Below are 15,962 nucleotides of genomic sequence, written 5' to 3'. Positions count from 1 at the left end.
TCACTCGTTGCATTCCTTATCGCAGTTTTGCCAGCTTGACGATGCGTTCAATGCGCTTGCCGCCCTGTACGGCCGTAAATTTTAAATAGTATACGCCGTTTGCCAGTTCATTCCCCCATTCGTCCCGGCCGTCCCAGGCAATTTCCTGATATCCCGATATGTCAATCCGTTCAAATGTGCGGATGCGTTTGCCGGAAACCGTAAACACTTTAAGACTCACCCTGCTCGCCATATCCGTAAGCAAAAATGCAAACGTCGTTTCCTCATAAAAGGGATTGGGATGATTGGCGAGAAACTCGAGTGAAAATTCGGATGCGACATTAAATTGTACCTGTTTCACCGTGGTATTGCCGACAACATCCGTTCCCTCAATCCGGAGCTGATGTGAGCCGGAAGAAATGTCCGGAGAATAGGTTAATAACGCCGTTTTTTGCGATTCCCGCTCGATGGAAATTCCGATATTTTCATCCGCCACTTTTTGCCCATCCAGAAAAACAGACAATTGAGACGGGTCCACGTGAATACCGCTTGAATCTTTTAGCAACAAAGTGAACGTGGGATGGCGGTTCACCAGGTCGCCGTTTGCAAAATTCTGGCCTTCCACTCCCACATGAATGCGCGGGCCCTGGTTGTCACGGCTCAGCATCAATCCAAAGCGCCGGCAGTTTGCCGGACAGTCCGCTTTCACAAGGCTGTCTTTCTGCTCAGTTTGCAGACCCTGCCAGCCGTTGCGGCGTTCATTCCATGCAAACCAGCGTATATCCGCAGTCTGCCGGCTGTCCAGATTCCCGACCCGGGCGGAAATACTAAAATCGCCGTTCAGGTTCCGGGTCTCTTCACCCACTTTAATGTGATAAATCATTTTTTTGCCGTCCGTCCCGTTCAAAGGCTGAAGCATCGCCTGCTCAGCCGACCGCAGCAAAGTATCGTTTCCAACCAGAGTCAGATGCAACGATGCTGTGCGCGACAATACACCGGGCGCCATTTCTACAGCAATGTTCCGCCCCGGCCAGAAATGCTGACCAGCAGTGCCCTGCTCCGGAGTGGCCAGCAAAAGCTGAGCAGTGCTCACATTATTGCTTTCGCGTTCTTCCTTGATTTCGTTATCGGCATCCAGGATAAAAACCAGATTCAGGCCGCCTGGCTCAACTTGAGGAGTCGGAATATAAATCACGGAATCGCGCGCCGCAGGCATATGCCTGACCCGGTAATTTTCGATCCATCGATTGGCCACTCGTGTATCCAGACCTTTAAGCACTTTGATCCCAAACTCTGAACAAGCGGATTCTCCGACATTTTCCAAAGGCACCCGCAGACATGTCCCTTCCTCCTTTTGCACCAAGCTCACATCTCCGCTAATTCTCAGATCCGGATGACGGTTCACACGATAGCTGTATACATCCGTCAGCGTTGTATTGCCGTTGCCGCTGACGATCTCCAGCCGGTAATAAACCGGCCGGCTGTATTCCTGAACCACGGGTTCACGGGTGATCCAGGCATCCTCATTCCACATCATCTCTACCAAATTCCAGTTCTGCTCATTCAAAGACCACTGCAGCTCAACTGATTCTATTCCATTGACTTCCTCGACCACCCCCGGATCGATGTTTAGCACCATATGCACCGAATCTCCGATCTGCGGATACCGGGGCAGAGTGTACACGGAATCAACAAGGGGTTTGGCCAGACCAAAACGTTCGGCTCCTGCGGCGTCCCGGTTCCCGTCTGAAAAATAAGCTCTCACCACCCCGATTCCCTCATGCCGATTCAGTTTGGACGCCAGGGCAGAGGAATAGGTTACCAGGTTTCCGGAAAACCGGCCGTTGGTCACGGGAAATGAGCGGGTTCTGATCAGAGAATCACTCAGGGTCCATAAAGAACAGTAAACGGTACCGGCGGCTGCATTTTTGATACTGCCGGAAACCGTCAGCGTTTCGCCGGACGCCAGCACTTTATCTGAAAAAGTCAAGTCAATCAGATCACGGGTGAGCTGCAAGTTCGAAGCCGGATCACCCAAAAGCACATAATTGACGATCGGTTCCCAAAACTCGGATGACGTGGCAAGCAGATCGTATTTGACCCGGTTAACAATTTCACCCAAAGTGGTGGCTGAAGATGAGCAAATGGTATTGAAAAGCGATTCGTTCATATAATAATCAATATACTGATAAGACTTGCCTACAGACCCGAACAGCGCCAAAAGTCCCTTGTCTTTAGCAATCAGTAATTTTTCACCAAAGGACTCATCAGTCGGATGGTCAAAGTGGCTCAGATAACAGGATAAAGCAATGCCGAACGGATAACGGTTTTGATTGGTCAGCCTCGGCATATCATCCACATGCAGCAGCCGCTTGTCCGCGATCTGTTCGCTGGCGCCGTGAACAATAAAGGTAATCACAGACTGACCGGAATTGATCCAGTTGATCAGATCTTCGGTGGTGCTGTAATAAGGAGAGGAATAACGCGTGGACGCCCAATTGACTATGTATCGATCGGGAATGACATTTTCCGCGGCATGCTGACCGCACAAATCAAAAAAATCTTCATCCCCGGTTGCCAGGCAGATATTGCGGCGCCACTCCTTGACATCCCCTTGCGTTTCATAATCTATAATTTTTTGTACCATATGTTCGGCGTTTTCAACAGACGCCACCGGCAGGCGGCCGATATACATATCCGGTAGAATATCCTCTCCCGCTACAGCTACAAAATAATTATCACTGGAGGTAAATCCGAATGTTTTGGTGTACTGCATCATACTGGGTACATAGGAGGGGCGGATATCCGGTTTGTGCAGCCATTTATCCATTTCATACGTAGTATCTCCCATCAAGAGTACGTAAAGAGGCGAAACAGACCAGTTTTCATAAGCGTATTTCAGAAACCGGCGAATGGCGCGCGGATCGTAGAGACCGTCGCTGAATTCGTCGTACACATCTTCGATATCAACGACCATGGCCTGGTACCCCTGCGATGTTCTGAAATCCGCCAGTCGCCTGGCCTGATCTGCAAAATCCATATGGCTGATGATCACATAATCGGCAACCTGACCCGGTTGTTTGAGATCAGACGGATCATCTTTGCGGATGGTTTTCACTGACTTTAGCCGGTCCGTCTCAATCATGTACAGGGTGGTGGACACCAGGGAGGACTGCTTGAAACAATAGGCGTATCCCTCCTGTGTATGACGAACCTCCGGCTGCACAAAGTGACGACCGTCTTTGCTCAGCATCAACACATTATCGTTTGAAAATCCTTTAGCCTGGACGACCTGATCGGTGTTCGAGAGCTTGAGTTTTAACAGACCGTTCCGGGCTGTATGATTTTGAGTATAGTCGACAGCCACCCAGTTGAAATAGACATGGTCCGCCGGCACATCAAGGTCTCCCGGCATTTCAAACCGTACTGTGCTGGTATCCGTCAGATCAGGAACGAGAGATTGCGGACTTTTATATTCAAAAGGAACCATGCCGTCGGCATAAGCATCACCCAGGCGTGTCCCGCCCAGGTAAACCACCACATGATGATCAACCTCAGCCTCGCTTGATGATGTCACACCGTAAAATCCGGCACGAACATACAGCGGAAAGGCATTGTTCACAGCCGGCAAATTGACATTCACATCATAAGACGCGCCGTCTTCGAAGCGCTGCCAGAACCAGTGATCCTGGGTGGGATCATCATAGCCAACCAATCGCCGGTACTGAACATCCTGTTCCAAATGCAGGGTGGTTTCGGACGCATTCAGGGTATCCGTTTCGGTTCCTTCCGGTATACACAACACCTTGGCGAACCGCTGTGCATTGGACTGTCCCCAGCTGAGCACATAAACATTGGTATCCGAATAGTAAGAATTATAAGAATAATCACCCCGGTTGTGTTCACCGATGAACACAATCCGGTCGTTATAATTCAGGGCGCGGTCTCCTTTGCCCAGCACCAGAACGGGAATCTGTTCGCCCCGATTTGACAGAGTGATCGTATTGGGATCAATTTGTGTGATATCCGCCCCGGCATCAGCGAGTTCCCGGCCGGTTATTCCATAAACCCCGTCTTTGTAGAGCTCAATTTTATAGCGCGGGTGATCGTATGCATCTTTAGCGCCGGTTTTTGCAAGCCCGGCTCCCTGCGGCTTGCCGGACAGGCGCCAGGGACGGCTGCTTTCAAAATTATCCAAAAGTGTCCGATAGACGGGTTCAAATGCGGTCTCTGCCGACAGGGCGCCCATGCTTGATGTTGCGCCGTCAAAACGGATACGCAAACGCAAGGAGCGGACAACCTGCAGCATCTGAGTTGATTTTTGATAGCGAACCGGATAAAGACGCACGGGGACAACCCGCTGGTTACGCATCACCGCCGGTTCACCCAGTTCGGCAATGCGCGCCGGAAACCAGTCAGATTCCCGGTTCGAAAAGGACAGCACGTGTTCATCGTCAATGAGGGGCATCGGGATTTGCCGAGTTTCGATATGCTGCGAGACAATCTCCAGTCCGGGCGTACCGGTCGGCGGAATCCCCAGCAGCAAATGGTCAGCAGGGACTTCGGGAAAGCCGGGAGTGTACAAAGTTCGGCACTGCGGGATGGAAATTGAACCGACCACATTCCCGTCGCGCACGCGTTGGGTGACGGAAAGTGAATCAAAAATCAGGTCCACTACAATCCGGGAATTGCCGGCTCTACAATTTTCATGGAAAAGCCGTGTTCTCCGGCAATCAGCAAACAGGGCAGGAAAAGTAAAAGTATCATATAACGTTTTTTGTTCATGCACCGCTTTCTTTATTCGAGAGGTCCAATTCTGTATTTTTCATAGATGCGCACCGCTGCATAGGCGGCCAGAATAATCAAAAAAACATCCAGAGGCAGCCGGAATCGTACTTTGGTAATAAACATCGCATGCAGCACGGTAAATCCCGCCGCATAATATATCCACAGGCGTATAATCCCGCGTTTGCGCCGGTCTGCCCAAAACCAGCTCAACACAGCCAACATAAAAACAGGACCATACGATAGGTAACTCGCCAAACGGATACAAGTTCCGCGCTTTGTGTAACCTCCGGTTGTGGGCGAAGGTCCGGGGCGCCACAGCGCCAGCCCTTTTTGCAGCCAGAGCCCGGCCGTGTGCATCGGATGTTCCCGAATAAACGAAAACGCTTGTGTTTTGTAAATAGAATCGGCTTTTACTTCTGAACTGCTGTACATTTTTGCTTTCAATTCGGGCGGCAGATCAATATCGCTGCCGCTGTTGACTGTGGTTTCAGGATTGTTCCCGAGCCACAAATTGCGACCGCCGTTCAAGGTTATACTGCAGCGTCCCATCACAATCCGATTTCGCGCCATCCAGGGCAAAACGATAACAATCATTCCCAGGACGAACAGCGGAATAACTTTACGATATTGTTTCTTAACAACCGTAAACAGCCACAGCATCGCTGCAGCCGCAAGGATCACAGCCGATGGACGGGTTAATACAGCTGTTCCCATCAGAATACCGGCTGCAAAAAGCAGCGAACGCAACGGCTGATCGCGATAGAGGCAAAGCAAAAAAGTACTGCCGAGCAGCAAGAGAATGAACCAGAGTTCCGACAGCACTGTGCCGGTTAAAAAAATGTAATAGGGATAAAAGGCGATAATCCAGACCGCAAGCAGGGCGGCGATTTTTGAAAAAAACCGGCGGGTCAATATAAATACCAGTATCATGATCAACAGGTTAAGAAATACGTGCAAGGCCCGAATCAAAGTTGCCGACCATGCACTCAACCATGACCAGGGCGCCAGAAACAACGGGTATCCGGGCGCGCGAAAAGCAGTCGGTTCTCCCTCAAGTGCAAAGCCGCGTCCGTGTGCAAGATTTTCAGCCAGAGTCATAAAATCCTGTTCATCCGGCCAATGGACCCCCGGGTCGAGACGGGCAATATAAACAAAACGTATTGTACTGCCGATAAACAGAGCCAGGAAAAGGAAAAAGGCTGTTTTTGATCTAGTCAAGCGCATATTTGTAAATGCCATAGCTGTTCAGTCCCGTATACAACGCCCGGTCCCCACCGGAACCCAAAATCAAATCATGGATTCGGATGCGGTTTCCCTCCGCATGCGGCAAGCCGTTATTCATGGACTGCCAGGACACCCGCGGAATTGTTCGAGACATAAACACCGTCATATTGAGTAGCGGCCCAAAAGTGTTCGGGCTTTGCCGGGTCCTGAATCAGTCTTTGGACATTCAATTCCGTCAGCAAGTCCCCTGTTTTCGACCAGGAGTTTCCGGCAGTATCGGAAGTATACACATCCACCCATCCTGTACTCATATAAAGGGTATTGGATGGATCCGTTTGAAAAACAAATGAATTGGCTGCAGCCGTACTTTCACCGTTAGAGTGAACCCCCTCATTGATCAAAGACCAGGTTTGTCCACCATCGGTGCTTTTGTAATTGCCCTTGATATCAACCCCGGCGAATATGATATCCGGATTCATGGGATGCACCGAGATGGTTTTCACGCTTCCGAATGTCATCGCATGCTGCCAGGTATCTCCCCGGTCACGACTGTGGTAAATACCGTTTTCGGTTCCCACCCACACCTGCCGATAATCCGAACCACTGAGTAGTATATGCGAAATATGCGGACTGGCTGCATCCGGCCAGATGTTTTCCCAGCCTGTCGCCGCCGTTCTCGGACCTGTAAAGTCCCCGTCCCCAGGTACCGCAGAACACGAGATCAGCATTTTGCGGATGAACCGCAACCGCGCTGATATGTTTGAGCGGCAATCCGGATTGAACAGATGTCCAGTCACTCCCCGGCAGCCGTTTGTATACACCGCTGAACGTGCCGATATACAGAACCTGCGGCGCCTTTACGCTCTGATCAATAGTAAGAACAGATACGTTCTGCGGCAGTCCGGAATTAAAGGGCTGCCATTTCGATTGACCGGGTTGGGTCGATTGCTGAGTGCAGCCTGTGAGCAGAATAAAAAAACACAATACACCCGCTGCGTAATGCATCAAACACTGCCGCATTCTATTCACCTCCGGCAACTTTGGTCATACCGGCGGTCAAAAACGAAAGCGATAACGTGCGGGGCATTGGAATAGATTCCGGAGAATCTTGCGACGGTTCGGTTAGAGAAACCGGGAAAAATCGCATATAAGCCCGCAGCAAATTGTGGTGAGTATGTGTCCAGGATAATTTTTGGTGCACACGCAAATAACCGTGGTATCCCATTCGAGTACGGGAGATCGGATCAGCCAGCAGATCGATTACCGCGCGGCCCATGGCATCGGTATCATTTGCCGGAATATACAGGGCTGATTCCCCGGCAGAGACCCGGGTTTCCTTGAGATCAAACGAGATGACGGGTTTGGCAAAACTCATATATTCAAGCACCTTGTTCATCGTAGATGAATTAGTCCATGAATTCATCGGATCCGGAGCAATACATATATCTGAAGTGGACAGATATTGACTCAGCACAGGGTCGGAAACCCGACCGGTAAAACGCACCCAATCGGAGAGTCCCATTTTTTGACTCATTTCCCTGTATTCGGGCATGGCCGGACCGCCGCCCATCAACACAAACTGAATATCATTACGTTTCAAGTGATGAACAATATAATCGACGGCATGCAGCATATAATCCACACCGTCCTGGGAGCACATTTCACCCAAATAAGTGACCAGATAACGTTTCCCGTGCCGGAAAAACGGATTCGGGGCATGCAGCTGCAGTTTGCTCAGATCAGGTCCGGTGCGCAGCACATACACATCCTCAGGCTTGCGCCTTCCCCGGCTTACAGCTACTTTTTTATAAGATTCATTGGTGGAAATAACCACATCCGCGGTTTTCAGGGTCAGCCGTTCCAGAATGCACAAACCTTTGAACAACATCGGATGACGAGCCGTAAACTTGGCTGCAAACATTTCCGGGGAAAGATCATGGTGATCAAAGATAAACTTTTTGCCAAACAATTTGTAAATCGCTGCCAGCAGAAAAAAAGTGTCCGGCGGATTACAGGCTTGAATCACGTCAAAGCCTTCATTTTTCAGGACCCGGAGCGACAGCAGCGCCGTGGCCAGCCACGCATAAACAAACTCGAACAGATAACCGAAAATGCCACGCGCTTCCACGGGCATGTGGTAACGATAGACGGCAATATCCTGGATTTGTTCAAAACTTTTGGAATATTGCTCGGATTTCGGACAAATCACAGATACCTGACAACCGCTTTTATTCAGCGTGCAGGCTTCCAGCCAGACACGCCGGTCAAACGGTACGGGCAAATTTTGAACAATGATCAGCGTTCTGCCGGCATTTTTAATGTTCTGTTTTTCAAATACAGTTTGTGTTTTTTGTTCAGAACCTAAAGGCCTTGCTTTTCCTCCATCCGCAGTCAGAGGCATGCGTTGCGTGCTGCCGCCGCCAAACCATTGAACGCCGTTGTCTACTATGGTATTTAACCATCTCGTACCCATTATCGGAATCCTTCGCATGTTTAGTTTCTGTACCTCCGAAAATGCCAGTTCTTATTTTTGTGCCAACATATAAAGCGACGGCGACATTCTGCGATGCCAGCCGTTTTGCCATAGCAGATGCAAAAACCTTTCCAACTGCGGCCATTTGTTTAAATAATAATCTTTAGAAACCGCAGAAACAGACGTAAAATATGAATTTAAAAGTTCTTCAAGCTCCGTATGTGAGAACCCGGCGTGCGCCATCGGATTCTTCCATTGATTAGTGAGGCGTTTATGCCAATCGCGAATATTGAATGTTACTTTTTGCCACAGGGTTCGGTTTTTCATACCGAAATAACCCACAATTCTGTCCTTATTGGGTACCCCCAGATAAAAAACGCCGCTCGGTCTCAGGACGCGTTGAACGTTAGAAATCAGGTTCCGGGGATGCTCAACGTGTTCTAATACATGATATGAATAAACCATATCAAAACTATCGGCCGGAAACGGCAAATCCACGCCGTCATAGGACACCAGTTCAATCTCGGCAGACAATCCGGGCACAAAATTCTCATGGATATCGATTCCAACCGTTGCAGTGTCAAATAGTCTCTGCATCATAACGGCTTCTTGCCCGTTACCGCATCCCAGTACCAGAATTTTTTCAAACTTTTGTCCGGGATCATTCTGCTGTACAATATCGCGAAACGCTGTCAATTCCCGATAGTACCGCTGCGTGTCATCCATTTTTCGGCTGTCCTTTCAATGATCGAATATTTTTCCTGTAGCGGCAGGGTTCGTGATCAAGAACCCGTGAATAAAGCGCCACATATTTCCTGGCAATGACATCCAGATCATAATGCGCACAGACATGGCGCCGGGCCTTTTCGCCCAGGCGCTCGCGCAGAGCTTTATTATTAATCAACACCCGCAGTGCAGCCGTAAACAGAGGAATATCCGAACAGTTTACCAGATAGCCGTAACAGCCGGCCTGTACAATTTCATCTGTAATACCGGGAAGCCGATTGACGAGCGGCGGCAATCCCGAAGCCATGGCTTCCAAAAGCGAACTGGGCTGACCTTCGTTGCGACTGGGATGTACCAGCACATCAGCCGCCTGCATGTATTCATCAATATTTCGCTTCCGCCCTTTAAATTGTACCATATCCTCCAGCCCGAACTCCTGAATCAGGGACTTTATGTGCTGGGTATACTGGAAAAACTCTGGATCAAATTGTTCCAGGGTATGCTGATTGATTGTAGGACCGATCACCCAGAGTCGGGTTTTACGCTTTATTTCAGCATCCAGTCCGTTCAAAGCATGGACAAGCATATCCAGTCCTTTACGAAAAGTGACTCCGCCCACCATTAACAACACGATCTTGTCTTCCGGCATCTGCAGTCGCCGGCGCAGCTCCATTTTGTGCGAGGCTGCCACCGGATGAAACAAAGTGGTATCCACACCATCGGGAATACGCCGGATAGAGCGCAGCGAAATAGCGCTTTGGCGGCATCGGTCTTCCAGAATTTTTGCGGTGGGCACGATCACTTTGGCCTGCCGCTGAATCCTCGATTTCAGTCTTCCCAGCGACCGCGCTTCAACGGCCAGGGGATCATCCAGACCCAATGCGGTTATTTTTTGGATCAGAGGGATATCATATTTTGGAGACCAGCATGTTAACACGCGGATGAAAGCCGTGTGTATGCACAATATCAAACAAGCGCCAATGCTGCCGGATAAACGACTGCATGGCTCTAAAATATCGGATTTGCCCGATGGGAGATGATACATCACGCAACACCCGATGCACCGGGATATCGTCGATCCGATCCGGTCCGGCCATTCCACGTTCATGCGTGCCGGTCAGCACATTGATCTGGACGCCCTGCCGCTGCAGCGCTCTGGACAGCCGGTGACATTGCAGAGCGGCGCCTGAAAATTCCGGTAAATACACCCAGTTTGTCATTAAAATTCGCATAGACAGTCTCTATCGGGCGATTTGTTGTTTAAAAGCTTGCCTTGTATGATATTGAAACACAATACGATACAACTTTTCAGACAACACAGGTTTCAAGCGCTTCCCGAATATGATGATTCCTGCAACCGTATAACGATTGATAAACAGAAAGCGCAGGATATATTTCATTTTTTTGTACCAGCTCAATTCCCGGGCATAAACACCATATCGATACGTCAGCAATCGCCGGTGCGCCGGCGCTTTTTGGTACCAGCAGGCTGCAGCCTGTCCGTAAAGAGCGGCCTTGGTAAAGAATCCATTCAAATCCAGCGGATGATGATGCACGGCTTTAATTTCCGGCACATAATAGAATTGAACGGCCAAATCGGCCAGCCTGGCTGCGATCTCGGTATCTTCCGCTGCTTTCAATGCGTCATCAAATCCACCGGCTTGCTCGCACAAACGGCGCGCCATGGAAGAATTACCGGTTCTGTATTCAGGCCAGTCGATTTTCGTCAGGGTCGGCGCCGATTGAAACCGGTTTTCCGGTATGCGGACCTGCTCTGCCGGCGTCAGTTCCATAGAAACCTGATTGTTACCCACCAGACAGGCCGTCTCTCCAAGCCGCCTGGACCACTCGAGGTGTTTTTGCACACAATCCGGGCCCGGGATGGTATCCGCATCCAGAGAATATCAGCCGGTTACCGCGCGCCTGCCTGATGGCAATGTTGCGGGCGCTGGCTGCGCCGCGGCCGTCTCCGGACAGGCAGGAAAATTTTAAGCAGGTCTGCTGAATAAATTCGTCCATATACTCCAGGGTCTGATCCGTAGATTTGTCATCTACAACAATGACTTGAAAATCGGCGTCTGTTTTCTGATGTTCAGCGCATGCAGTACGCGAAACAGGGTGTCCGAGCGGTTGCGGTTCGGGATAATCACGGAACAGTCAAGTGTCATGGACTTCACAGGCCGGCCTCCCTTTTTCTGCGCAGTAATCGTTTGAAATCGGTCCGGTCCAGTGCACCGGAAAAATACAAAAATCCAAAATATATCACCGCTGCAGCTACGACTGAGATGAGAACATGCGTGTTTCGGGTAAGTGTAATCACGCCCCACATCAGCAGAACACCCGGCAAGGCATAAATTAACTGCATCGGTACATAAAGTCGAAACATACACTGCTGAACACCCGCTGCTTCAACGAGCAGGAAAATAACACAGGCCGAGAGCAAAACCGCCGCCGCACCGACTGCTCCGGTTCCTGGTTGCAGCAGCAAATTAAGCGCGATCACACTGAGCGCCGCAGCCGCATTGGCGGCCAGATCCCAGTTTTGCTGATGATAACTCACCAACGATGAAGAAAAAACAGGTACCAATGAAAACGGTACAACGCACCAGATCAATATCCGCAGCACGGGAGCAGCCGCATTCATCTGTGAGCCGTAGAGGAACTGAACGAGTGGACCTGCCAAAAGAGTTGTGCCGGCGGCAATTGCCAGCGTCAGAAGGGAAATATACTTGAGAGAGCGGTGAAAGACCCGCCGGTACCCGGATTTGTTCTGCAAGCTCCGGGATGCAATGGGAAAAATCGCCTGCCCGTAGGCCAGAGAAAGGGCAATAATCATGTCCACAAGTTTAAAAGCGGCGCCGAACCATCCGGCTTGAGTTTCACCTGAAAAATGCGTCAGCAGCACCACCGAAGCCGCCCAGAACAGGCTGTTGAACAATGTAATCATGGAAAATGCCGGTATCATGGACCCGAAATATCGGAACAGAGCTCCATCCCATTGAAAGCGCGGGGCGATTGCGTAGCGCAGGGTCAACAGCATCCCCACACCGGCGAGTACGACTTTGCTGGCAAAAATCACCCAAATGATGTGGATCAGGGTGCCGCCGGTGAACAGCAGCCAGGCGCCGATACCCAGACGCACAGCGTTTTCCGCTGTTCTCGCCCAGGCGATGCCTTTCATCTTTTCATGCGCGGTCAAAATCGATTTGCACCAGTAAAACACGCATCCGGGAAGCACCGCCAACGCCATAACCCCGGTGGCGTACAAGGTGATGCCCATGATATTCAGGGACAATGCGAGTCCGAACATCAAAGGAGCAACGATCAAAAAAGTGACGCTTCCGATAATCAACGCATGACTGAAATACACCGCCGTGCGCTCCGGATGTCGGGCAATATCGCGAATCAGCACGGAACCCAGGCCCAGCGTAGAGAGGGTCATAAAAAATGAAAACAGAGACAGTGAAAAAGCCAGAACGCCCAGAGCAGATGCGCCCAGTACACGGGCGACCAGCAGCCAGAACAGTGCCCCCCCGAGACGATTAATCACCTCGGCCAGAGAGCGCGCCGCTGTATTTTTCAAAAGCCGTTCAAGCATGTTTGACCGCCATCATTAATAATCCATTTCCTGACACTTTATCATGCTTTAAATCCGCCCACATCAACAGCATTACAAAAGGATGCACCAGCAAAAAATAAATCGGGAAAACCCATAAAAACAACGAGTTGTACTGAACACTGGTCACAATATCATAGGCCAACCGACCGTAGGGTCCATACGTCTTTTCTGTTTCATGTACGCGGAATCCAGCGTTTTCCAGTTTACCCCGCAGTTCCGGTGCGTTATAGTAACGCACGTGTCCATGCGGGTATTTGGACTTTACCTGCCGAAGCTGTCCCTGTATCTTCCGATCCAGGAAAGACAGCACGCGCTGTTCGCTAACAGGAACATATACAATCAGCGTACCGCCCGGGAGCAGGAGCCGTGAAAATTCATTCAGGGCGCTGCTGTCATCATTTAAATGTTCCAGCACACTGGAACAAAGAATCAGATGAAATTTGCGCTCTATGTCGAGAGATCGAATATCACCGGTTCGAAAATGGACTGATAATTTCAACTTTTCCGCCGCATCCCGGCAATCATCAACCTGACTGCTGTCCGCTTCAATTCCGACCACGTGTCCTCGAGTCTTGCGGGCTATGTGAAAGCTATGCTGCCCCATGCCGCTTCCGGCATCAAGGACGTGAACCGGCTGGGGATAGCGCCGAAAAACCTGATTCACGGCACGGTGCAGATACCATTCCCGCAACGTGGTTATGCGGATAAATATATACAGCAGGCGGCGCATCCAGAGTCGCTTGCCCACAAAATCTGCGATCTGCCTGGATGTCATAGGGCTGCACCCTTTGCAAGATAAACAGGTTCAGGCTTTAACAAGCGTTCGCGCAAAGCGGATTCGCTCGCAACCCTGCGTTCGTCAAGCGACAATAGCGCCTCATTGACCGCCATCAGTCCCAGAACACCAGCAGCAATGTAAAATTCTCTTAAAACTCTTGTCTGTCAAGCCCGTCACCATATAGGCCACATAGCCTCCCAATATACCGATGCCGGTCAGGGAGACATAGGGCAGTCGGCTTTGAACAGACTGTACCAGACGCATAAAAAACGCAATGAGCACCCATAAATAAGCGCCGAATCCCAAAATGCCGAGTTCAGCGGCATAGAGCAAAAATGTGTTATGTACAGCGGTCTTGCGGGTAAACGCATCTTCAGCGATCCAGTAATCAGGCAGCTGAGCTGCATAATTATTGATGCCGATACCGATCACAGGGTGGTCCTGGATCATTCGCAATGCCACTTTTGCCGTGGTGATACGGGAGTATGCCGATCCATGATCATCAACTGCCATTCGATGCACAAGCGGTTTTGAATAAATCGCCAGCACGGTCAGAAAAATCAATGCGGCAAAGCCAAGGTTGCGCAGAACCCGAAACGAAAAATGATGGCGCAGAAAGAGCAGCGGGATCATGACCATGACCGAAGCCACCAGTCCGATCCAGGAGCTTCGCGTCAATGTGATAATCAAAGCGAATACACTGGACACAGCGATTAAAGTATAGAAAAACGCTTTAGATTTTTTAATCTTTGTCAAAGCATATACAATGGCCAGAGGCACCAGCAATCCCACATAGCGGGCATAGTGATTACAGTGGCCGATGGTGCCTCCCGGACGTGAAAGATCGGATGCCTGCATTTCAAAACGGCTCAATTCGGCCGGCGCTCCGAGGCCGATCGTCTGCAGCACATGCGAAGCTGACGGATTGGCAGCCTGCCAGTAAACAAGTATATTCTGTACCAGCAGACCCAGTAAAGCAAAACCAATGACCAGGTTTAGGTCACGGCGTTCCCGGATATTATTGGCCAGCACCCAAAAGAACAACAATGTTTTGACAAAATTAAAAATATCAAAACCGCTCCATAGTAAATCCTGTGCCGCCAATAAGGAAATCACATAAAACCCAAGCAGTACAAGAGAAGGGATCATAATAGCAGGATAAAAGCGCAACACCCCCACCTCTTTCGCGCTGGCGCTGCGCAGCAGCGTTACAATCAACAGCGCAAAAAGCAGGATATCCACCAGTCCAAACGTAAATGCATCGGCCCCTCCCACACTCGGATGCATCATAAAGTTCACATCCGCATTCAGCGGCATCACAAACATCAATAATACAAGCAGCAAACGGCGAAAATCCCGGATCATTACAGCGGCAAACGGGAAAAGCAAACCTGAGATAATGAACAGAGCCCATTTGGGATCGACCGCATACAGTGTCCATGTGGCTGCGACACAGGTGAAAACCGCTGCAGCAATTGTCACTATCTTGTAGCGGCCGGCAGCTTGTTGTGGAACAGCGCTAATCATTCGACGTCTCGACAAATGACTTGAACAATCCGTCCGATATTTCCATCTTGCGCCGGTTCAGAGTCACACCCAGGACATTGGAACGGGCGGTGATCAGACGACGTTTGGCGTTTTGTGCGCTGTCCCAGCGGGTATGTCCCGCACGAACCACCAGCACCACACCGTCTACACAGGCGGCGAGACTCATAGCTTCCGCACTTTTCAGGACAGCGGGAGAATCAAAAATAACATACTGAAACTGTTGACGCCACTCTTTAACCAGAGAATTAAAGTAATCATTGCTGATCAGTTCAGCTGGATTGGCCGCCGTGCGTCCGGCGCACAACAGCATAAAATTCGTACCTCTTATGCTATGCACCGCTTCTTCAAGCACGGCCTTGCCTTCAAGAATATCAGCCAATCCCGGCTGAGCGGACACACCGAAAAACCGGTTAAGACTCGGGCTGTGCAGATTTGCATCAACCAGCAAGACTGATGACGGGACACCGGACACATTCGACCATGGATTATCATTCGCGTGCAGTTTCTGCCAGTTCTTTGAATCCCCGAATTTTTTCTGCGTTACTTTGCCCATCGGCCGGGTGCGGGCGCCGGTCATTAAAAACGCCAGATATGTGGCAATGCTGGATGATCCTTCGCCGCTCAGGGAATTTGCAATCGATAACACGCGTACATCTTCCTGTTGGGTGGCAATTCGTAAATATTCTTTCAAATCATAATAATCTTTGACAAGTTCATCGGGCAATTCAAATACAACACCATCCTTGTCCATGGATGGTCTCATCGTGGTTACAGAACGGGGCTCGGCCTGTTCAACACTGGATAACATTTCATGCAATACGCTCATC

Annotated in this window: 15 protein-coding genes; all 15 read right to left on the bottom strand. The window is 50.2% G+C overall.

Features of this window, described 5'->3' with window-relative positions; all coding sequences use genetic code 11:
* Positions 1-16 precede the first annotated feature (16 nt).
* Positions 17-4,654 (bottom strand): C25 family cysteine peptidase, encoded by a 4,638-nt coding sequence (locus U5R06_10005; protein MDZ7723115.1) that lies wholly within the window; start codon positions 4,652-4,654, stop codon positions 17-19.
* A gap of 122 nt (positions 4,655-4,776) precedes the next feature.
* Positions 4,777-6,006 carry a glycosyltransferase family 39 protein gene (locus U5R06_10000; protein MDZ7723114.1) on the bottom strand — a complete coding sequence of 410 codons (1,230 nt, stop codon included), beginning with the start codon at positions 6,004-6,006 and terminating at the stop codon, positions 4,777-4,779.
* Positions 5,978-6,109, bottom strand: coding sequence for a hypothetical protein (locus U5R06_09995; GenBank protein MDZ7723113.1), 132 nt, complete (start codon positions 6,107-6,109; stop codon positions 5,978-5,980). Before U5R06_09995 ends, U5R06_10000 begins: the two co-directional genes overlap by 29 nt.
* Positions 6,102-6,569, bottom strand: a complete 468-nt coding sequence (locus tag U5R06_09990; GenBank protein MDZ7723112.1) for a hypothetical protein — start codon at positions 6,567-6,569, stop codon at positions 6,102-6,104. Before U5R06_09990 ends, U5R06_09995 begins: the two co-directional genes overlap by 8 nt.
* Positions 6,535-7,011, bottom strand: a complete 477-nt coding sequence (locus tag U5R06_09985) for a hypothetical protein (GenBank protein MDZ7723111.1) — start codon at positions 7,009-7,011, stop codon at positions 6,535-6,537. The genes U5R06_09990 and U5R06_09985 overlap by 35 nt, the downstream gene beginning before the upstream one ends.
* Before the next feature lies 1 nt (position 7,012).
* Complete coding sequence (locus U5R06_09980) at positions 7,013-8,464, bottom strand: glycosyltransferase family 4 protein (GenBank protein ID MDZ7723110.1); 1,452 nt, start codon at positions 8,462-8,464, stop codon at positions 7,013-7,015.
* 51 nt (positions 8,465-8,515) lie between these two features.
* Positions 8,516-9,190 (bottom strand): class I SAM-dependent methyltransferase, encoded by a 675-nt coding sequence (locus U5R06_09975; GenBank protein ID MDZ7723109.1) that lies wholly within the window; start codon positions 9,188-9,190, stop codon positions 8,516-8,518.
* Positions 9,183-10,127: a glycosyltransferase family 4 protein gene (locus U5R06_09970; protein ID MDZ7723108.1), complete on the bottom strand. Its 945-nt coding sequence runs from the start codon at positions 10,125-10,127 to the stop codon at positions 9,183-9,185. The genes U5R06_09975 and U5R06_09970 overlap by 8 nt, the downstream gene beginning before the upstream one ends.
* Positions 10,099-10,422 carry a glycosyltransferase gene (locus tag U5R06_09965; protein ID MDZ7723107.1) on the bottom strand — a complete coding sequence of 108 codons (324 nt, stop codon included), beginning with the start codon at positions 10,420-10,422 and terminating at the stop codon, positions 10,099-10,101. The genes U5R06_09970 and U5R06_09965 overlap by 29 nt, the downstream gene beginning before the upstream one ends.
* Before the next feature lie 9 nt (positions 10,423-10,431).
* A complete protein-coding gene (locus U5R06_09960; protein MDZ7723106.1) occupies positions 10,432-11,055 on the bottom strand; it encodes a hypothetical protein in 624 nt (207 codons plus the stop codon).
* 186 nt (positions 11,056-11,241) lie between these two features.
* Positions 11,242-11,367: a hypothetical protein gene (locus tag U5R06_09955; protein MDZ7723105.1), complete on the bottom strand. Its 126-nt coding sequence runs from the start codon at positions 11,365-11,367 to the stop codon at positions 11,242-11,244.
* Positions 11,364-12,788, bottom strand: a complete 1,425-nt coding sequence (locus tag U5R06_09950; protein MDZ7723104.1) for a flippase — start codon at positions 12,786-12,788, stop codon at positions 11,364-11,366. The genes U5R06_09955 and U5R06_09950 overlap by 4 nt, the downstream gene beginning before the upstream one ends.
* Positions 12,781-13,584 (bottom strand): methyltransferase domain-containing protein, encoded by an 804-nt coding sequence (locus U5R06_09945; GenBank protein ID MDZ7723103.1) that lies wholly within the window; start codon positions 13,582-13,584, stop codon positions 12,781-12,783. Before U5R06_09945 ends, U5R06_09950 begins: the two co-directional genes overlap by 8 nt.
* Before the next feature lie 102 nt (positions 13,585-13,686).
* Positions 13,687-15,114, bottom strand: a complete 1,428-nt coding sequence (locus U5R06_09940; GenBank protein ID MDZ7723102.1) for an O-antigen ligase family protein — start codon at positions 15,112-15,114, stop codon at positions 13,687-13,689.
* Positions 15,107-15,961 carry a CpsD/CapB family tyrosine-protein kinase gene (locus tag U5R06_09935; GenBank protein ID MDZ7723101.1) on the bottom strand — a complete coding sequence of 285 codons (855 nt, stop codon included), beginning with the start codon at positions 15,959-15,961 and terminating at the stop codon, positions 15,107-15,109. Before U5R06_09935 ends, U5R06_09940 begins: the two co-directional genes overlap by 8 nt.
* Position 15,962: the final 1 nt, after the last annotated feature.

Source organism: candidate division KSB1 bacterium, from assembly GCA_034521575.1.
Taxonomy (GTDB): domain Bacteria; phylum Zhuqueibacterota; class Zhuqueibacteria; order Residuimicrobiales; family Krinioviventaceae; genus JAXHMJ01.
Note: the sequence above shows the minus strand (reverse complement) of the source record. Positions and strands in the feature narration are given on the sequence as shown.